The organism is Phenylobacterium sp. (assembly GCF_024508875.1).
GTDB lineage: Bacteria > Pseudomonadota > Alphaproteobacteria > Caulobacterales > Caulobacteraceae > Phenylobacterium.
In genome coordinates, this window is the sequence record NZ_JANINU010000105.1 from 12292 (window position 1) to 31824 (window position 19533).

The following is a 19533-nucleotide window of genomic DNA, read 5'->3' on the forward strand; positions in this document are numbered from 1 at the left end:
TTCAGACTGCAAGCGCTACGCCTGAACACCGCTTTGGGTGATGGCCGAACCGGCGCGCAAGCGTTCAGGCCTGCGTCGCCCCTCTCCCTGCCCTCTCCCCTCTCGCTTCGCGGGGGGAGAGGAGGGCGCCGCCTACGCCGCTGGCGGGGGGCTGACGAAGCCGCGGACGTTTTCGTCGATGGCCTGGGCGATGGCGAGGGTCTTGGCGTCGCCGGCGTGGGGGCCGATGATCTGGGCGCCGACGGGCAGGCCGGCGGGCGTGAGGCCGGCGGGGACCGCGGTGGCCGGCAGGCGCAGGGCGGTGGCGACCGAAATCCAGGTGAGCATCGAATTGTAGGGGATGGTGCGGCCATCCGAGGTGGCGAGCGAGCGCCGCTGGAACGGGCGCTTGTCGTGCGGGAACGGCGGCACGGGCGCGATGGGGGCCAGGATGGCGTGGTATTTGTCGAACGTGGCGTCGATCTCGGAGCGCAGGCGCGCCCGCACGGCGTCGGCGGCCATCCACTCGGTGTGCCGGGCGGTGTAGGCCATCACCATGGCGGCGTTCGACAGGGGCCCGGCCTTCTCCACCGCCCCCCGCATGAAGAAGCGGGCCCGCTCCATGCCGCGCATCGTGCGCGGCGGCAGGTCCTCGCCCAGCACGGCGCCCAGCAGGGTCTGGTAGGCGTGCAGCAGGGCGCGCATGTCGACCGGGCTGGGGATGGTCTCGACCTCGGCGCCGGCGGCGCGCAACTCGTCGGCGAAGGTCTGCATCACGGCGCGCACCTGGGGGTCCAGCGGGCAGAGCGGATCGTCGAGCCACAGCGCGATGCGGGTTTCCGACAGGTCGGCGGGCGGCGCCTTGGGCGCCAGCGGGCCGTTCTCGATGATGGACAGCAGGAGGCGCAGGTCGCGGGCCGAGCGGGCCATGGGGCCGACCACGTTTAGGTCGCGCTCGGCGAACGAGCCGGGGCTGGGCGGCACGTGGCCGCGCTGGCTGACCATGCCCCAGGTGGGCTTGTGGCTGAACACGCCGCAGAAGCTGGCGGGCACGCGCAGGGAGCCGCCGATGTCGGAGCCGATCTCCAGGGGCGTCACGCCGACCGCGAGCGCCGCCGCCGCCCCGCCGGACGAGCCGCCCGGCGTGCGGGCGACGTCCCAGGGGTTCTTGGTGACGCCGTAGAGGGCGTTGGCGCTCTGCCAGTCGGCGGCCATCACCGGCACGTTGGTCTTGCCCCAGATCACCGCCCCGGCCCGGCGGGCGTGGCCGACGGCCGAGGCGTCCTCGGTCATCCGCCGCTTGAACTCGGCCAGACCCGAGGAGGCCGCCATGCCGGCGACGTCGAAGGTGTCCTTGATGGTCATGGGCAGGCCGGCGAGCGGTCCCAGGGGCTCGCCGCGCACGCGCGCGTCGTCGATGGCCTTGGCCCGCTCCAGCGCCCGGGCCGGGTCGGCCATCACCACGGCGTTGAGCCGGGCGTGGGTCTCGGCATGCCGGGCGAGCGCGGCCTTGAGCAGCTCCACCGCCGAGATGCGCTTGCTGACCAGGGCGACGAGCTGGCTGGTGGCGTCCTGGTCGAGGAGGTCGGCCATCGGTCAGTCCTTCGAAAAGCCGAGCACGTCCTGCATGTCGTAGAGGCCTGGCGGCCGACCGGCGACCCACTTGGCCGCCGCCACCGCGCCGCGCGCGAAGAGGCCCCGGTCGCGCCCGGAGTGGCTCAGGGTCAAGATCTCGTCCTCGGCGGCGAAGGTGACGCTGTGCTCGCCGACGATGCCGCCGCCGCGCAGGACCGAGAAGCCGATCTCGCCGATGGGGCGCTCTCCGGTGATGCCGTCGCGGGCATGGCGAGCCACGTCCTTCAGCTTCACGCCCCGCCCCTTGGCGGCCGCGTCGCCGAGCATCAGGGCGGTGCCGGACGGCGCGTCCACCTTGTGGCGGTGGTGCGCCTCGAAGACCTCGATGTCGTAGGCGTCGGCGGGCAGGGCCCGGGCGGCCTGGGCGACGAGGCCCATCAGCATGTTCACGCCCAGCGAATAGTTGCCGGCGAAGACGATGGGCGTCCGCTTCGCCGCCTCGGCGATGGCGGCGCGCTGCTCCTCGCTGGCGCCGGTCGCGCCGATCACCAGGGCGACGTCGTGGTCCGCGGCCTTGCGCGCCAGGTCCACCGACGCGGCGGGGGTGGTGAAGTCGATAACCACGTCGGCGGCGGCCAGGGCCTCGTCCGCGCTCACCATGCCCGGGCCGTCCGCGCCGGGGCGGTCGAACCGCGCCGCCAGCGCCAGCGTCGGGTCGGCGGCCACGGCCTTGTCCACCGCCTGACCCATGCGGCCCAGGGCGCCGGCGATGGCGATACGGATCGGATCGGGCACGGCTGGGTCTCCGGTTGCGCCCGCCGCAAATGCAGGCGCGCCGGGGTAGCGGTCAACCGTGGCGTCAGTTCTCGCGCGCGTCGCGGGTCAGATCGTTCAGCTCGGCGATGCGCGCCTCGTAGACGTCCTCCACCGCCCAGGGCGCCTCGCGGGCGGCCGCGGCGCGCGCCTGGAGCCAACGGGCCTGCTGGCGCCGCAGGGCCGAGGCCGGCACCCCGGCCGCCTCGGCGTTGCGGTAGGCCTGCTGGAGCTGGCGATCGCGGACGCCCAGCCGCCGGTCGGCGCAGACCGCCGCCTCGCCGGGGTCGCCGGCCGCGCAGGCGTCGTTGCGGGCCACGCGCATCGGTCCTTCGCCGACGGGCCCCTTTCCCACCGGCGTCGGGCGGCGGGCGGGCGGCTTCGGCGCGGCGGCCTTGGCCGGGGCCGGGCGGACCGACGCCTTTTGCGCCTTGGGCGGCGTCCGGGCCTGGGCGACCTCGACCTTCTTCTTCGCGACTTCCGCCTTCAGCCGGGCGGGCGCCGTCTTCACCGCCTTGACCAGGGTTGTGAGGCGCCGGCTTTCGGGGGTGGGCTTCCGCGGATCGGCCTTGGCGAGCTTCGTGGCCTTCGCCTTCGCCGCCTTGGCCTTGTCAGCCTTGGCCAGTTTTCCGGCCTTTTCGGACCTGGCCCGCTCCGCCTTCGCGAGGCGCGCGTCCTTCTCGGCCTTGGCCTTTTCGGCGCGGGCGCGTTGGACCCTGGCTTGTTCGGTCCTGGTCTTCTCCGCCTTGGCCTGCTCGATCCTGGCCTTCTCCGCCTTCGCCTTCTCGACCTTCGCCCGCTCCACCTTCGCCGCGTCGGCCTGCGCGCGCGCATTCGCGGCCGCGAGCTTGTCGGCCTTCGGCGGGAGGAGGGGCACCGGCGGCGCGGCCTTGTGGATCGGCGCTTCCGTGGGCGCCGAAGCCGCCTTCTGGAGCTTCGGCTCGATCTTCACGGCGGGCGCCAGCAGGGGCTCGGCCGCCACCACGGCGTCCACCTTCATGAGGCCGGCCGTGCGGCGGGGCGCCTGGAGCTCGGGCGGATCGGGACGGGCGGGTTCGGCGGCGGGCGCGGGCGGCTCGCCCGGCAGCACCTCCAGCAGCGGACCGATGGGGGCCGGGCCGTCGTCCACGACGATCTGCAGCGCCGGACGCGGCGCCTCCGGCGCGACCGGGCCCGCGACCGGCTCGGGCGGCGAGGCGGGCCGCGCCCAGAGGCCTAGGCCCGCGCCCAAGGCCAGGGCTCCCACCACCCCGGCGGCCACGATCCGGCCGGATCCAGACGGTTTCGGCGCCGGAACCTCTTGCGATGGTTGCTCGAAATCGACCTGCGTCATGAGGCGCCCCCTGATACACCGGGTCCCTCGACGCATCGGACAGGGGCGGACGACGGCGGACGCCGCTCAGCTTGCCCCAACCCCGAACTCTCTCCCGCCCACAGATTGAGGCAAAACCGTGCCGTTGGAAATCCCCGTCCTGGAGACAGAACGCCTCATCCTGCGCGCGCCCGAGCCCGGCGACTTCGAGGCCTGGGCGGCGTTCTGCGCGGACGCGGAGGCGGCGCGCTATATCGGGGGCGTGCAGGACCGGATCGGCGCCTGGCGGATCATGAGCGTCATGGCCGGCGGGTGGCTGAGCCGCGGCTATTCGATGTTCTCGGTCATCGAGAAGGAGACCGGCCGCTGGGTGGGCCGGGTGGGCCCGTGGCAGCCGGAGGGATGGCCGGGGACGGAGGTGGGCTGGGGCGTCGTCCGCGACTGCTGGGGCAAGGGCTACGCCACCGAGGCGGCGGCCGCGACCATCGACTGGGCGTTCGCCACGCACGGCTGGACCGAGGTGATCCACACCATCGAGCCCGCCAACACGAACTCGCAGAAGGTCGCGCAGCGGCTCGGCTCGCGCATCTTGCGCCAGGCGACCCTGCCGCCGCCGATGAGCGTGGCCGTGGACTGCTGGGGCCAGAGCCGGGACGAGTGGCTGGCGCGGCGGCGCTGACGGGGCTCGCCGAGCGTCCTCAGATCCAGCCCTTGTCGCGCAGCACGCCGGCGTAGGTGCGGCTGACCGGAACTTCGGAGCCGTCCTTCAGCGTCAGGGTGGCGCGGCCGTCGCCGCGGCGGGCGTCGGCGATGGCGTCGCGGGCGACCCACCACGAGCGGTGGACCTGGGCGCCCTCGATCCCCTCCAGCTCGGCGACGGCGTCGGCCAGGCGCATCAGGATCAGGTCCTGGCCCCGGGAGGTGTGGAGCCGCAGGTAGTGGTCCTCGGCCTCCACGGCCCAGACTTCGGCGCCGCGCAGCTTCAGCGGCAGGCGCTCCAGGAAGCGCGGGGGCTCGGGACTGGCCTCGGTGATGGCGACGCGGCGGCTCTCGATCAGCATGTTGATGACCGTCAGCGCCAGGGCGACGAGCAGGACGTAGCCGAACAGGATCGGGATGCCGGCCACGGGGATGTCGGATCGCAGCAGCGTGCGGCTGGCGACCCAGACGATGAAGGTGAAGGGGACCGACATGACCAGCGCGGCCAGCGCCGCGTCCAGCCACATGTTGCCCGACCGCCGCTGGCCCGAGCGGAAGAACCAGCCGGCGACGAACGAGCCGATGAAGTAGCCGGACACCATCATCAGCATCCAGTAGCCGAACCGGACCGGGAGCTGGACGCGGTCGGTGCCGAAGGCGCCCGAGAAGGTGAGGAAGACCCCGGCCGCGGCGGCCACCGCCAGTCCGCGGGTCCAGCCCTGCAGGTCGTCGTGGGGCCCGAAGCGGAACTTGCGCGTCATGCGGCCGCCGCTCGCGAAGCGTGAGCGGCGCGCGGCGGCGTTTCGCGAAGCCCGGCCGTCGCCCGACGCATCACCGCTCGCACCGCTCTCCGACCCCCGCCATGACCAGCTTCGACGGGGCGGCGAGACGCGCCCCAGGACGAGCTTCGGAGATAAAGGATGTCGCCCAAATCGCAAACGCCGGCCCGCAAGCCGATGAGCTTCGGCCTCCGCTTCGGCCTCACCATGGCCGCGGTGGTGATCATCGTCGCGCTGTCGCTGGGCGGCGCGTGGAAGGCGGTCGGCGCGCTGGCGGCGAGCGCCCGGCCGCATGCCCCGGACATGGCGCTGTTCGCGAGCCTGACGCCGGCGATCAAGGTCCACCTGCTGGCGGCGCTGGCGGCGCTGGTGCTGGGCGGGGTGCTGATGTTCGCCCGCAAGGGGCGGCTGTTCCACCGGATCGCGGGCTGGGTCTGGGTGCTGCTGGCGCTGACCACGGCCGGCGCCACGCTGTTCATCACCAGCCTGAACCACGGCAAGTGGTCGATCCTGCACCTGTTCACCGGCTGGACCCTGCTGATGCTGCCGCTGGCGGTGATCTGGGTGAAGCGGCGCGATGTCGCACGTCACCGGCGCACGATGATGGGCCTCTTCTACGGCGGCTTCGCGATCAACCTGTTCATCGCCTTCATCCCGGGGCGGACGATGTGGATGATGTTCTTCGGATAACGGAGCCTGCCCGGAATCCGCCGCAGTCGGCGATCATAGGGCGCGCACCTCAAGCTGAGCCCTAGCCTTCGCCATGGCCGCCGACCTCATCTTCCACGATCCCAGCGGCCGCCGCTCGCGCTGGGTGCGCCTGGTCTCCGGACTGCTGATCGCGCTGGCGCTGCTGATGGGGGCGGGGTTCTTCGCCACGCTGGCCTTCGCCCCGCGGATCCCGGGCGTGACGCTGAAGGACCCGCACGTCCTGCGCGCGCTGCACGTGGAGAGCGCCCACCGGCTGAAGGGCCGCCACGCCTGGACGCGGGTGCCGCACCCCAAGAACCTCGACGAGGGCGGCCCGGCCCGGCCGCTGGCCGTGGGCTTCTACGTCTCGTGGGACGAGACCTCGCGCTCGTCCCTGCGGGCCCACGTGGACCAGTTGGACGTGGTCTCGCCCCAGTGGGTGGGCCTGACGGCGGACGGCAAGCTGGACGTCACCAAGGACCCCGAGGCGCGGGCGATCATCGCGGCCTCGAACAGCAAGCCCTCGCTGATGCCGGGCGTCTACAACGCCAAGGACGGGATCTGGAACGGGCCCGCCGCCGACCGCGTCCTGCTCGACCCCGCCCGCCGCAAGGCCATGCTGGACCAGCTCGTGGCGCTGGCGAAGGCGCAGGGGTTCTCGGGCTACGTCTTCGACCTGGAGAACCTGTCGCCGGCCGCGGTGGCCGCCTATCCGGCGTTCATCGGGCAGGCGCGGGCGGCGCTGAAGCCGCTGGGCCGCGAGGTGTGGGTCACCGCGCCGTTCGACGACGAGTCCTGGCCGCTGAAGAAGCTGCAGGCCTCGGCAGACGCCGTGGTGCTGATGGCCTACGACGAGCACTGGGGCGGCGGCGATCCCGGGCCGCCGGCCGGGCAGGACTGGTTCCAGCAGCACCTGGCCGAGTGGATGGGCAAGCTGGACCCGTCGCGGACGATCGTGGCGCTGGGCGCGTACGGCTACGACTGGACGCTGCCGCAGAAGGGCCAGAAGGGCGCCGCGAACGCGGTGACCTACACCGAGGCGACCCAGATCGCCCACGACAGCGCCGCGACCGCCAGCATGGACGCCGCCTCGCTGAACCCGACCTTCGCCTACGCGGACGACGCCGGGCGGCGGCACGAGGTGTGGTTCCTGGACGCCGTGACGCTGCACAACCAGCTTCGGGTGGCCGACGGCTTCCGGCCGCTGGGCTACGCGCTGTGGCGGATGGGGGGCGAGGATCCCCTGAGCTGGACGCTGATGCGCCATCCCTACGGCGGGGTGCGCGCGGACGGCCTGTCGAACCTCAACCCCGGCCAGGACGTGAATTTCGACGGCACGGGCGAGGTGCTGGCGGTGACCAACACGCCGCGCGCCGGCCACCGGACGCTGCAGATGGACCCGGCCACGGGGCTGGTCTCGGCCGAGACCTACGACGTGAACCCGACCTCCTACGTGATCGAGCGCTACGGCGCGCGGCCCGGGCTGGTGGCGCTCACCTTCGACGACGGGCCCGACCGGCGCTGGACGCCGAAAATCCTGGACATCCTCAAGGCCAAGCATGCGCCGGCCACGTTCTTCGTGATCGGCAAGAACATGTCGGAGAACCCCGACCTGGTGGCGCGGGAGGTGGACGAGGGCCACAACGTGGGCAACCACACCTGGACCCACCCGAACATCGGCGAGGTGCCGGTGGCCGAGACGGCGGTGGAGCTTTCCGCCACCCAGCGCCTGTTCGAGACGATCACCGGGCGCTCGATGCGCCTGTTCCGCGCGCCCTACTTCGGGGACGCCGAGCCCTCGACCCCGCAGGAGGTGGCGCCGCTGCTGGACGGCCAGGCGCAGGGCTACATCTCGGTCGGCCTGCGCATCGACCCGGACGACTGGAAGAAGCCGGACCCGCGGCACATCGTCGACACCACCCTCACGCGGCTCGCCGACACGGTGCGGCCCGGCCAGGTGGTGCTGCTGCACGATTCCGGCGGCGACCGCAGCCGCACGGTCGAGGCGCTGCCCGCACTCATCGACGCGATCCGCGCCCACGGCTACCGCCTGGTCACGGTGGGCGAGTTGGCGGGCATGACGCCGGCCCAGGTGATGCCGGCCGCGGACCGCAGCACGGTGGAGCTGACGCTGGACCGCATCGGCTTCGGCTTCCTGCGCACGGCCGACGACGTGCTGCGCGTGCTGTTCACGGCTGCGATCGCGCTGGGCGTCGCGCGGCTGCTGTTCCTCGCGGTCCTGGCGGTGACGCACAGCCTGCGCCTGCGGCCCCCGCCGATGCCGGCGCCGGGCGCGGGGCCGCTGATCAGCGTGCTGATCCCCTGCTTCAACGAGGAGAAGGTGATCGAAGCCTCGGTGCGCCGGATCCTGGCGTCGGACTGGACGAACCTCGAGATCCTGGTGCTGGACGACGGCTCGTCGGACAAGACCTCGGAGATCGTGGAGCGCGCCTTCGCCGGCGAGCCGCGCGTGGCGCTGATGACCTTCCCGAACGGCGGCAAGGCGCGGGCGCTCAACCGCGGCCTGGCGCAGGCGCACGGCGAGATCGTCGTGGCCCTGGACGCCGACACCCAGTTCCCGCCGGACACCCTGGGCCGGCTGGCGCGCTGGTTCGACGACCCGGCGATCGGCGCGGTGGCCGGCAACGCCATCGTCGGCAACCGCTGCAACCTCATCACCCGCTGGCAGGCGCTGGAGTACGTCACGGCGCAGAACCTGGAGCGGCGGGCGCTCGCCGCCCTGGGCGCGGTCACGGTGGTGCCCGGGGCGGTCGGGGCCTGGCGGCGCAGCGCGCTCACGGCCCTGGGCGGCTATCCGGCCGACACCCTGGCCGAGGACCAGGACCTGACGCTGGCGATCCAGCGGGCGGGCTGGAAGGTGGAGTTCGATCCCGAGGCGCGGGCCTATACCGAGGCGCCCGAGACGGTCGGCGGCCTGCTGAAGCAGCGCTTCCGCTGGTCGTTCGGCACGCTGCAGTGCATCTGGAAGCACCGCCGGGCCCTGTTCAGCCTGAAGCACCCGGTGCTGGGCTTCGTGGCGCTGCCGCAGATCTGGCTGTTCCAGATCGTCCTGACCGCCATCGCGCCGCTGGTGGACCTGGCGGTGATCTGGAGCCTGATCTCGGCCGGCTACGCCTTCGCATTCCATCCGGTGGAGTGGTCGCCCGACGACCTCTACCGCTCGATATTCTACTGGGCCGCGTTCGTGCTGCTGGACCTGTCGGCCGGCGCGACGGGGATGGCGCTGGAGCGGCGCGCGCCCTGGGGCGACCTGATCTGGATGCCGGTGCAGCGGTTCGGCTACCGCCAGCTCATGTACTATGTCGTGGTCAAGTCGATCGACGCGGCGCTGCACGGCGCGCGGGTCGGCTGGGGCAAGCTGGAGCGGCGGGCCAGCGTGGCGGTCGATAAGGTGGGCTGACCTAGAGGTAACTTCGATGGCTTTCGCGTACTCACGCGGTTGTCATCGCAGGAGGCGGCGCCTATAAGCCGGCTCACTCGCCGCCAGGGGCGAGCCTTCCCCTCAGTCGCCCCAAAGGCCTCATGAACATCCACGAACACCAAGCCAAAGCCGTCCTCGCGGAGTTCGGCGTGGCGGTCCCGCGCGGCTATGCCGCCTTCTCCGTCGACGAAGCGGTCGAAGCCGCCAAGAAGCTGGGCGGTCCGGTTTTCGTCGTGAAGTCCCAGATCCACGCCGGCGGGCGCGGCAAGGGCCGCTTCGAAGGCCTCGGCCCTGACGCCAAGGGCGGCGTGCGGGTCGTGAAGTCGGTGGACGACGTGAAGGCCAACGCCCAGGAGATGCTGGGCCGGGTGCTGGTCACGCACCAGACCGGGCCGAAGGGCAAGCAGGTGAACCGCCTCTACATCGAGGAAGGCGCCGCCATCGCCAAGGAATTCTACCTGTCGCTGCTGGTCGACCGCGAAACGAGCCGGGTCTCGGTCGTGGCGTCCACCGAAGGCGGGATGGACATCGAGGACGTGGCGCACAACACGCCCGACAAGATCCACACCTTCACCGTCGACCCGGCCACCGGCGTCTTCCCGCATCACGCCCGCGCCCTCGCCGGCGCGCTGGGCCTGAAGGGCGACCTCGCCAAGCAGGCGGCCACGCTGCTCTCCCAGCTCTATGCGGCGTTCGTCGCCAAGGACATGGAGATGCTGGAAATCAACCCGCTGATCGTCACCGCCGACGACCAGCTCCGCGTGCTGGACGCCAAGGTCAGCTTCGACGGCAACGCGCTGTTCCGCCACAAGGACATCGTGGCGCTGCGTGACGAGAGCGAAGAGGACCCGAAGGAAATCGAGGCCTCGAAGTACGACCTCAGCTACATCGCCCTGGATGGCGAGATCGGCTGCATGGTCAACGGCGCCGGCCTGGCCATGGCGACCATGGACATCATCAAGCTCTACGGCGCCGAGCCGGCGAACTTCCTCGACGTCGGCGGCGGCGCCAGCAAGGAGAAGGTCACCGCGGCCTTCAAGATCATCACCGCCGACCCGAACGTGAAGGGCATCCTGGTCAACATCTTCGGCGGCATCATGCGCTGCGACATCATCGCGGAAGGCGTGGTCGCCGCGGTGAAGGAAGTCGGCCTGCAGGTTCCGCTGGTGGTGCGCCTAGAGGGCACCAACGTCGACCTGGGTAAGAAGATCATCAACGAGAGCGGCCTGAACGTGATCGCCGCGAACGACCTCTCGGATGGCGCCGAGAAGATCGTCAAGGCCGTGCGGGGCGCTGCGTAAGACATGTCGATCCTGATCAACAAGAACACCCGCGTCATCTGCCAGGGCATCACCGGCAGCCAGGGCACCTTCCACACCGAGCAGGCCATCGCCTACGGCACGAAGATGGTCGGGGGCGTCACGCCGGGCAAAGGCGGCACGACCCACGTGGGCGTCCCCGTGTTCGACACGGTTGCCGAGGCCGTGAAGCAGACCGGCGCCGACGCCAGCGTGATCTATGTCCCGCCGCCGTTCGCCGCGGACTCGATCCTCGAGGCCATCGACGCCGAGGTCCCCCTGATCGTCTGCATCACCGAGGGCATCCCGGTCGCCGACATGATCAAGGTGAAGCGCTCGCTCAGCGGCTCAAAATCCAGGCTGATCGGCCCGAATTGCCCGGGTGTTCTCACCCCGGGTGAGTGCAAAATCGGCATCATGCCCGGCAACATCTTCAAGAAGGGCTCGGTGGGCGTTGTTTCCCGCTCGGGCACCCTTACCTATGAGGCCGTGTTCCAGACCTCGCAGGTGGGCCTCGGCCAGACGTCGGCCGTGGGCATCGGCGGGGACCCGGTGAAGGGCACCGAGTTCATCGACGTGCTCGACATGTTCCTGAAGGACCCCGAGACCGAGTCGATCATCATGATCGGCGAGATCGGCGGTTCGGCGGAAGAAGATGCGGCTGAATTCATCAAGAATTCAGCAATCAAGAAGCCTATGGTCGGCTTCATCGCGGGGCGCACGGCGCCTCCGGGTCGGCGCATGGGCCACGCCGGCGCGATCATCTCGGGCGGCAAGGGCGGCGCCGAGGACAAGATCGCGGCGATGGAGGCTGCGGGTATCCGGGTTTCGCCGTCTCCGGCGGCCCTCGGGACCACGCTGTTGGAAGTGCTCAAGGGCGCGTAAGCGCCCGAAATCTGGTTTAGGGCGGCCCGCGCTCGGCTCCTTCTTCCGAAGTCCGTGGGCCCGCCCGCGGAAGGCGAAGGACATGGCGGACGACGCAGGCCTGATCAACGAAGTTCTGGCCGAGACCTCTTTCCTCTACGGCGGCAATGCGGCCTTCGTGGAGGACCTCTATGCGAAGTGGGCGGCCGACCCGAACGCGGTCGCCCCCTCCTGGCAGGCCTTCTTCGCCTCCCTGCTGGACGGCAAGTCGGACGTCGCCCGCGCGGCCGGCAAGCCCGCCTGGGCCAAGCCCGAGACCCCGATCGCCCGCACCGACTGGATGAGCGCCATCGACGGCCTCTGGCCGGCGGTCGAGGCCAAGATCGGCAAGACGATCGAGGAAAAGAAGCCGACCGCCTCGGTCGACGAGGTGCGCGCCGCGACACTGGATTCGCTGCGGGCCATCATGATGATCCGCGCGTACCGCATGCGCGGCCACCTGAAGGCCAACCTGGACCCGCTGGGCATCGCCGCCACGCCGGGCGACGCCTCGGAGCTGGACCCGGCCACCTACGGCTTCGCCGAGGCCGACTACGACCGTCCCATCTTCCTGGACTTCGTGCTGGGCCTGGAGACGGCGTCGGTGCGCGAGATCCTGGCGATCCTGCGCCGCACCTACTGCGGCAACGTCGGCGTGCAGTACATGCACGTCTCGGACCCCAAGGAGAAGGCCTGGCTGCAGGAGCGCATCGAGGGCCGCGACAAGGAGATCGTCTTCACCAAGGAGGGCAAGGTCGCCATCCTGAAGAAGCTGATCGAGACGCAAGGGTTCGAACAGTTCCTGCACCGCCGCTTCCCCGGCACCAAGCGCTTCGGCCTGGACGGCGGGGAGGCGATGGTCCCGGCGCTGGAGCAGATCATCAAGCGCGGCGGCGCCATGGGCGTGAAGGACATCGTGGTCGGCATGCCGCACCGCGGGCGCCTGAACGTGCTGGCCGCCGTGATGGGCAAGCCCTACCACATCATCTTCCACGAGTTCCAAGGCGGCTCGGCCGTGCCCTCCGACGTGCAGGGCTCGGGCGACGTGAAGTACCACCTGGGCGCCTCGTCGGACCGTGAGTTCGACGGCAACAGCGTCCACCTGTCGCTCACCGCCAACCCCTCGCACCTGGAGATCGTGAACCCGGTCGTGATCGGGAAGGTGCGCGCCAAGCAGGCCTTCACCCTGCGCGAGCAGCCGTCGGCGGGCCGTGGCCACGTGCTGCCGCTGCTGCTGCACGGCGACGCCGCCTTCGCCGGCCAGGGCGTGGTGGCCGAGTGCTTCGCGCTGTCGGGCCTGCGCGGCTACGGCGTGGGCGGGACCATGCACTTCGTGGTCAACAACCAGATCGGCTTCACCACCAGCCCGAAGAACAGCCGCAGCTCGCCGTATCCCACCGACGTGGCGCTGATGGTCGAGACGCCGATCTTCCACGTGAACGGCGACGACCCCGAGGCCGTCACCTTCGCCGCCAAGGTCGCCACCGAGTACCGCCAACTGTTCGGCAAGGACGTGGTGGTCGACATGTTCTGCTACCGCCGGTTCGGTCACAACGAGGGGGACGACCCCACGATGACCCAGCCGCTGATGTACGCGAAGATCAAGAACCACCCATCGGTTCGCGACCTGTACGCCTCGCGCCTCATCGGCGAGGGCGTCTGCACCCAGGACGACGTGGACGGCTGGATCGCGGCCTTCGACAAGTTCCTCGACGAGGAGTTCGAGAGCGGCAAGCAGTACAAGGCCAACAAGGCCGACTGGCTGGACGGCAAGTGGGCCGGCCTGCAACTGCCCACCGGCGACGAGCGCTTCGCCACCGGCGTGCCGAAGCAGAAGCTGCTGGACCTCGGCCGCAAGATCACCACGATCCCCGAGCGGGTCGCCGTCCACAAGACGGTGGAACGGGTCATCGCGGGACGCCGCGAGGCGATCGAGTCCGGCCAGGGCCTGGACTGGGCGACGGCCGAGCACCTGGCCTTCGCCAGCCTGCTCGACCAGGGCTATCCGGTCCGCCTGTCGGGCCAGGACAGCGTGCGCGGCACCTTCAGCCAGCGCCACTCCGGCATCATCGACCAGAAGACCGAGGAAGTTTACTTCCCCCTCCGCAACCTGGGCCCGAACCAGGCGCACTTCGAAGTGCTGGATTCGGCGCTGTCGGAAGAGGCGGTGCTGGGCTTCGAATACGGCTTCTCGCTGACCGACCCGAACACCCTGACCATGTGGGAAGGCCAGTTCGGCGACTTCGTGAACGGCGCGCAGGTGGTGATCGACCAGTTCATCAGCTCGGGCGAGCGCAAGTGGCTGCGGATGAGCGGCCTCGTGATGCTGCTGCCGCACGGCTACGAAGGCCAGGGGCCCGAGCACTCCTCGGCGCGCCTGGAGCGCTTCCTGCAGCTCTGCGCGGAAGACAACATGCAGGTCGTCAACTGCACGACGCCGGCGAACTACTTCCACGCCCTGCGCCGCCAGTTGCTGCGCGAATTCCGCAAGCCGCTGATCGTGATGTCGCCGAAGTCGCTGCTGCGCCACAAGCGGGCGGTGTCGAACCTGGCCGACATGGAGCAGGGCACGGGCTTCCACCGCGTGATGGTGGACGGCGCCGAGGCCGGTTGCGACGTGGGCGGCGTGACCCTGCAGGCGGACGACAAGATCAACCGCGTCATCGTCTGCTCGGGGAAGGTCTACTTCGACCTCGTGGAACAGCGCGCCAAGAGCGGTCGCGACGACGTCTACATCCTGCGCCTGGAACAGTTCTATCCGTGGCCGCTGAAGTCGCTGACCAATGAGCTGAAGCGCTTCAAGAACGCCGAGCTGGTCTGGTGCCAGGAAGAGCCCAAGAACATGGGCGGCTGGCAGTTCGTCGATCCGTGGCTGGAACTGACGCTGGAGCGCATGAACATCAAGGCCAAGCGCGCGCGCTACGTGGGCCGTCCGGCCTCGGCGTCCACCGCCGCCGGCCTCATGAGCCGCCACCTGAAAGAACTCGACGCCTTCCTCACCGAAGCGTTCGCCTAAAATCCCTCACCTACGCCTGCGAAGACCCTAAGGAGCCGACCCCCCAATGGCCGACATCATGACCCCCGCCCTCGGTGAATCCGTCACCGAAGCCACGGTGGCGCGCTGGGCGAAGAAGGCCGGCGATGCGGTGCGCAAGGACGAGATCCTGGTCGAGCTGGAAACCGACAAGGTGAGCCTGGAAGTGGCCGCCCCGTCGGACGGCGTGCTGAGCGAGATCACCGCCGAGGAAGGCGCGACGGTCGAGCCGGGCGCGATCCTGGGCAAGATCAGCGAAGGCGGGGCCGCGGCCGCGGCGCCGAAGAAGGCCGAGGCCCCGAAGGCGGAAGCCAAGCCCGAACCCGCCCCGGCCCCCGCGCCTGCGCCCGCCGCCGCCAAGACCGCCGCCGAGCCGGTGCTGGCGCCGTCGGCCCAGCGTGTCGCCGCCGAGAACAACCTGGACCCCGCCTCCATCCCCGGCACCGGCAAGGACGGCCGCGTGACCAAGGGCGACGCCCTGGCCGCGCTGGAAGCCCGCGCCAAGGCCCCGGCCGCCGCGCCGGCGGCGCCGGCCGCGCCCCGCGCGATCCACGAGCGCGAGGAGCGGGTGAAGATGACCCGCCTGCGCCAGACGATCGCGCGCCGGCTGAAGGAAGCCCAGAACAACGCCGCCATGCTGACCACCTTCAACGAGGTGGACATGACCGAGGTCATGGCGCTGCGGAACGCCTACAAGGACGTGTTCGAGAAGAAGCACGGCGTGAAGCTGGGCTTCATGTCCTTCTTCGTGAAGGCGGTGATCCACGGCCTGAAGCAGGTTCCGGACGTCAACGCCGAGATCGACGGCACGGACGTCATCTACAAGAACCACTACGACATCTCGGTCGCGGTCGGCACCGAGAAGGGCCTGGTGACGCCGGTGGTCCGCGACGCCGACGCCATGAGCCTGGCCGACATCGAGAAGGAGATCGGCGCCCTGGGCAAGAAGGCCCGCGACGGCGCGCTCTCGATGGAGGACCTGCAGGGCGGCACCTTCACCATCTCGAACGGCGGCATCTACGGCTCGCTGATGTCGACGCCGATCCTGAACCCGCCGCAGTCGGGCATCCTGGGCATGCACAAAATCCAGGAGCGGCCGATGGTGGTGAACGGCCAGATCGTGGCCCGGCCGATGATGTACCTGGCCCTGAGCTACGATCACCGGATCGTCGACGGCAAGGGCGCGGTGACCTTCCTGGTCCACGTGAAGGAAGCCATCGAAGACCCGCAGCGCCTGCTGCTGGACGTCTAAGGCAAAAGAGCCTTGCCCGGGGGCCTCCGTGGCTCCCGGTCGGGAGCCTCCTCGGGGGGCCAAGTGCGTTCCGGCGCACCTTCCGGCTGTCGATCTACACCGAGACCACTTCGGGTCGGCGGCGGATCGCCGCAGGCCCCGCTGCAAGGGCGAGCGGAGCGAACGGCGTTTCCCACAATTCACCAATGCTTAGGTTCAGGCTGGGAAAACTCCCTGAAAAGGAAAGCCTTTCCATGTCGGCCCTGAATGTGAGCGAAGGTTTCGCGCCCAGCGTCGCGATCACGATGGACGTCCTGTCCGGCGAGATCGAGCTGGCGGCCGCGCGTTGCATCCGCCTGGACAAGATCCTGGGCGAGTTCATGGACAGCCTTCCGTCGGCCGAGCGCCAGGTGCTGACCGAGAGCCTGCATGGCGTGGACCTGCTGGCGCAGCATCTGACCGGCCTCGCCAGCTTCGCGCGCAACGTCTGCTTCGCCTCGCCGGACGGCCTTGCGGTCCCCGTGGAGGGCGCCCTCGCGAGCCTGACCCTGGGCGCGCTGGCCGAGCGCATGGCCGAGGGGCTGGGCGCGCCGGTGGTGGAGGCCGAACAGGTCGACCCCGGCGAAGTGGACCTGTTCTGAGAGACCCCACCCAGATGCACTTCGATCCCCCGCCATCGTACCGGGTCCTCGTGGTCGACCACGACCGCACGGTCCTGGAAATGATCCAGATCCGGTTGGACGTGGCCGGCTACGCCGTCTCGGCCATCCGCGACCCGGCCGAGGCCATCGCCGTGCTGGAAGCCGGCGGCGTCGACGCCGTGGTGCTGGAGCGCCGCCTGCCCGACATGGCCAGCCTCGAAGTGCTGGAAGCCCTGGCGACGGCGCCGGGCGGTCCGGTTCCGGTCCTGCTGATCGGCCGAGGGCTGACCCAGGAACACGTCGAAGCCGCGGCCGGCCACGGCGTCTGCGACGGCCTCGCGAAGCCCTTCAGCGGCGCCGAGCTGCTGGAGCGCGTGGACCGCATGCTGGCCGCCGGCGCGCCGACGCTCGCGCCCGAGCCGCGGGACGCCTGGATCGAGGTCTGAGGCCCGCCTCGCCGACCGCTGTTTGACCTGCGGCGGCCTTGGCGCGGCTGCGACGCGGCCCTCGCGGGCGAAATGCGCCGCCCCGGGTGGCGCCGCGCAAAACCGGACTCCACATTTGCCCCGCGCGCACTAGGTTGCGCGCCCATCTAAGGCGCAGGCGAACCATGGCTGAAACACCCACCTACGACGTCGTCATCATCGGGGGCGGCCCCGGCGGCTACAACGGCGCGATCCGCGCGGGCCAGCTTGGCCTGAAGGTCGCCTGCGTGGACAAGGGCGTCGAAGGTGGCATCGGCCTGGGCGGCACCTGCCTCAACGTCGGCTGCATGCCGTCGAAGGCGATGCTCCATGCGTCGGAGCTGTTCGACGCGGCCAACAGCGAGTTCGCGACGCTGGGCATCGAGGTGACGCCGAAGCTGAACCTCGCCCAGATGATGAAGCAGAAGACCGACTCGGTGACCCAGCTCACCAAGGGCATCGAGTTCCTCTTCAAGAAGAACAAGGTCGACCGCTACCAGGGCGTGGGCGCGATCGCCGGCCCGGGCAAGGTGACCGTGACCGCCGCCGATGGCGCGGTGACGACGCTGGCGGCCAAGGACATCGTGATCGCCACGGGCTCGCTGCCGTCGGGCCTGCCGGGCGTCGAGGTGGACCAGAAGCGGATCGTGGACTCCACCGGCGCGCTGTCGCTGCCGGAAGTGCCCGGCCACTTGGTGGTGATCGGCGCGGGCATCATCGGGCTGGAGCTGGGCTCGGTGTGGCGCCGGCTGGGCGCGAAGGTCACCGTCATCGAGTTCCTGGACCGGATCACGCCCGGGATGGACGCCGAGGTCGCCAAGACCTTCCAGCGCGCCCTCACCAAGCAGGGCATGGCGTTCAAACTGGGCGCCAAGGTCACGGGCGCCAAGACCTCCAAGACGGGCGTCACCCTGACGTTCGAGCCGGTCGCGGGCGGCGCGGCCGAGACCATCGACGCCGACTGCGTGCTGCTGGCGATCGGCCGGCGACCCTATACCGAGGGCCTGGGCCTGGAGACGGTGGGCATCACGCCGGACAAACGCGGCTTCATCGAGACCGACCACTGGAAGACCTCGGCGCCTGGCGTTTGGGCGATCGGCGACGTCACCCACGGTCCGATGCTGGCGCACAAGGCCGAGGAAGAGGCCGTGGCCTGCATCGAGGCGATCGCCGGCAAGGCCGGCCACGTGAGCTACGGCCTGATCCCAAGCGTCGTGTACACGAGCCCGGAGGTGGCCTGGGTCGGCAAGACCGAGGAAGAGCTGAAGGCCGAGGGCCGGGCCTACAAGGTCGGCAAGTTCCCCTTCACCGCCAACAGCCGCGCCAAGATCAACCACGAGACCGAGGGCTTCGCGAAGGTGCTGGCCGACGCCAAGACCGACGAGATCCTGGGCGCTCATCTGATCGGGCCCAGCGTGTCGGAGATGATCGGCGAGTACGCGGTCGCGATGGAGTTCCGCGCCGCGTCCGAGGACGTCGCCCGCACCTGTCACCCGCATCCGACGCGTTCCGAGGCGCTGCGGCAGGCGGCGATGGGGGTCGAAGGTTGGACGATGCAGGCCTGACGCCTTCGGGCCTCGTCCTGCGACGTGCGCGGGCGGAAGAGCTGGCCGAGTGCGCCAGCCTCTACGTCCGCGTGCTCACCGACACCTTCACCTGGATCCCGCCCGAACGGCACCGCGCGGCCGATTTCCTGGCCGCGGCGCGCGACGAGGAGATCTTCGTCGCCGTCAGGGGTGGCCAGATCGTCGGCCTGGCGGCGCTGTACCGCCCGCAGGCCTTCCTGCATTCGCTCTATGTGACCGAGCGTGGGCGCGGCGTCGGCCGCGCGCTGCTGCACTATGTGGCCGCCTCGGCGGGCGGACGGCTGCAGCTCAAGTGCCAGGCCGCCAACGTCCGCGCCCAGGCCTTCTACGACCGCGAGGGCTTCCGCTGCACCGAGCGCGGCCGCGACAACGGCGTGGACTGGCTGCGCTACGTGCGGGACTGAGGCGAGAGGCCTCGCGGGATTCGGACATCATCGGTCGCTGAGCCGTAAAACAGCAGTCACGTGGCCGAAACTTAATTTGGCGGTTGCGCCAACCGGTGGCAGCTTGCTTCCCGCTTGCAAAGAGGGAGGCTGCAATGCTGGCGATGCTCGCCGCCGCTGCGATGACCGTCGCCGTGGCCGCAACGCCCGCCGCCGAGAGCCGGCCGCTGGTCATCGTGACCCCGCCGGCCGACACGCCCGCCTGCAAGACCAATGGCCGCTACGAGGTGGCCGACCGCGCCCTGCTGTATCGCAACAAGGGCCGGGCGAAGGCATCGGTCCTGGGCGAACTGCCCAAGGCCAACCACGAGAAGACGGTCCTGCGCACCATCGACGGCTGCGCGGCGCCGCTCGTGGTGGGGTACGAGGTGGGGCGCTAGTGGATCCAGTTTCGCTTATCATCGCCGCTACGCTGGCGTCGGCCCAGCCGGCGGTGAAGGACCTGAACGATGCGCGGACGCCGATCCGCTGCCGGCCGGCGCCCTATTACATCGCCGAGCGCTCGGGGCGGCAGATCCCGCGCATGCTGCTGGACACGCCGAAGGGCCGCTCGATCACCGTTCTCGACAAGCGCGGCCGGCCCTGCCACCTGACCCGCACGCCGAACGAAGGCCGCACGACCTTCCGCAACGCTGACGACTGAC

The 19533-nt window shown here is 70.4% G+C and carries 17 protein-coding genes; 13 read left to right on the top strand and 4 right to left on the bottom strand.

All coding sequences use genetic code 11. The features are described from left to right. Nucleotides 1–132 precede the first annotated feature (132 nt). From Q0L11_RS09295 to Q0L11_RS09305, 3 genes are all read right to left on the bottom strand, one after another. Nucleotides 133–1572 carry an amidase family protein gene (locus Q0L11_RS09295; protein ID WP_296596857.1) on the bottom strand — a complete coding sequence of 480 codons (1440 nt, stop codon included), beginning with the start codon at nucleotides 1570–1572 and terminating at the stop codon, nucleotides 133–135. 3 nt (nucleotides 1573–1575) lie between these two features. Beyond that, nucleotides 1576–2349 (bottom strand): 4-hydroxy-tetrahydrodipicolinate reductase, encoded by a 774-nt coding sequence (dapB, locus tag Q0L11_RS09300; RefSeq protein WP_296596858.1) that lies wholly within the window; start codon nucleotides 2347–2349, stop codon nucleotides 1576–1578. Nucleotides 2350–2413: 64 nt separating this feature from the next. Continuing rightward, nucleotides 2414–3700 (bottom strand): hypothetical protein, encoded by a 1287-nt coding sequence (locus tag Q0L11_RS09305; RefSeq protein WP_296596859.1) that lies wholly within the window; start codon nucleotides 3698–3700, stop codon nucleotides 2414–2416. Nucleotides 3701–3818: 118 nt separating this feature from the next. On the opposite strand from Q0L11_RS09305, the gene Q0L11_RS09310 reads away from it, so the two are divergent. Next, entirely contained in the window at nucleotides 3819–4358 is a 540-nt protein-coding gene (locus Q0L11_RS09310; RefSeq protein WP_296596860.1) for a GNAT family N-acetyltransferase, read from the top strand. A 19-nt stretch (nucleotides 4359–4377) separates the two neighbouring features. Here the strand turns inward: Q0L11_RS09310 and Q0L11_RS09315 are convergent, their stop codons facing one another. Next, nucleotides 4378–5139, bottom strand: a complete 762-nt coding sequence (locus tag Q0L11_RS09315; RefSeq protein ID WP_296596861.1) for a LytTR family DNA-binding domain-containing protein — start codon at nucleotides 5137–5139, stop codon at nucleotides 4378–4380. 159 nt (nucleotides 5140–5298) lie between these two features. Here Q0L11_RS09315 and Q0L11_RS09320 point away from each other — a divergent pair, with 159 nt between their 5' ends. The 12 genes from Q0L11_RS09320 (at nucleotide 5299) to Q0L11_RS09375 (ending at nucleotide 19532) form a co-directional block, all read left to right on the top strand. Further along, the gene (locus Q0L11_RS09320; RefSeq protein ID WP_296596862.1) at nucleotides 5299–5847 is read left to right on the top strand and encodes a DUF2306 domain-containing protein; all 549 of its coding nucleotides are present in this window, start codon (nucleotides 5299–5301) and stop codon (nucleotides 5845–5847) included. Between the two features lie 73 nt (nucleotides 5848–5920). Further along, a complete protein-coding gene (locus Q0L11_RS09325; protein ID WP_296596863.1) occupies nucleotides 5921–9268 on the top strand; it encodes a glycosyltransferase in 3348 nt (1115 codons plus the stop codon). Nucleotides 9269–9390: 122 nt separating this feature from the next. After that, a complete protein-coding gene (gene sucC, locus Q0L11_RS09330; protein WP_296596864.1) occupies nucleotides 9391–10590 on the top strand; it encodes an ADP-forming succinate--CoA ligase subunit beta in 1200 nt (399 codons plus the stop codon). Nucleotides 10591–10593: 3 nt separating this feature from the next. Further along, the gene (sucD, locus tag Q0L11_RS09335; RefSeq protein WP_296596865.1) at nucleotides 10594–11472 is read left to right on the top strand and encodes a succinate--CoA ligase subunit alpha; all 879 of its coding nucleotides are present in this window, start codon (nucleotides 10594–10596) and stop codon (nucleotides 11470–11472) included. An 82-nt stretch (nucleotides 11473–11554) separates the two neighbouring features. Further along, nucleotides 11555–14506, top strand: a complete 2952-nt coding sequence (locus tag Q0L11_RS09340) for a 2-oxoglutarate dehydrogenase E1 component (RefSeq protein WP_296596866.1) — start codon at nucleotides 11555–11557, stop codon at nucleotides 14504–14506. A gap of 46 nt (nucleotides 14507–14552) precedes the next feature. Beyond that, the gene (gene odhB, locus Q0L11_RS09345; protein ID WP_296596867.1) at nucleotides 14553–15776 is read left to right on the top strand and encodes a 2-oxoglutarate dehydrogenase complex dihydrolipoyllysine-residue succinyltransferase; all 1224 of its coding nucleotides are present in this window, start codon (nucleotides 14553–14555) and stop codon (nucleotides 15774–15776) included. A gap of 233 nt (nucleotides 15777–16009) precedes the next feature. Continuing rightward, nucleotides 16010–16396 (top strand): hypothetical protein, encoded by a 387-nt coding sequence (locus Q0L11_RS09350; RefSeq protein WP_296596868.1) that lies wholly within the window; start codon nucleotides 16010–16012, stop codon nucleotides 16394–16396. 14 nt (nucleotides 16397–16410) lie between these two features. After that, nucleotides 16411–16842 (top strand): response regulator, encoded by a 432-nt coding sequence (locus tag Q0L11_RS09355; protein ID WP_296596870.1) that lies wholly within the window; start codon nucleotides 16411–16413, stop codon nucleotides 16840–16842. 164 nt (nucleotides 16843–17006) lie between these two features. After that, nucleotides 17007–18425, top strand: coding sequence for a dihydrolipoyl dehydrogenase (gene lpdA / locus Q0L11_RS09360; RefSeq protein WP_296596871.1), 1419 nt, complete (start codon nucleotides 17007–17009; stop codon nucleotides 18423–18425). Then, the gene (locus Q0L11_RS09365) at nucleotides 18407–18850 is read left to right on the top strand and encodes a GNAT family N-acetyltransferase (RefSeq protein ID WP_296596872.1); all 444 of its coding nucleotides are present in this window, start codon (nucleotides 18407–18409) and stop codon (nucleotides 18848–18850) included. The genes lpdA and Q0L11_RS09365 overlap by 19 nt, the downstream gene beginning before the upstream one ends. Nucleotides 18851–18984: 134 nt before the next feature. Continuing rightward, nucleotides 18985–19269, top strand: a complete 285-nt coding sequence (locus tag Q0L11_RS09370) for a hypothetical protein (RefSeq protein ID WP_296596873.1) — start codon at nucleotides 18985–18987, stop codon at nucleotides 19267–19269. After that, a complete protein-coding gene (locus Q0L11_RS09375; RefSeq protein ID WP_296596874.1) occupies nucleotides 19269–19532 on the top strand; it encodes a hypothetical protein in 264 nt (87 codons plus the stop codon). The genes Q0L11_RS09370 and Q0L11_RS09375 overlap by 1 nt, the downstream gene beginning before the upstream one ends. Nucleotide 19533 lies beyond the last annotated feature (1 nt).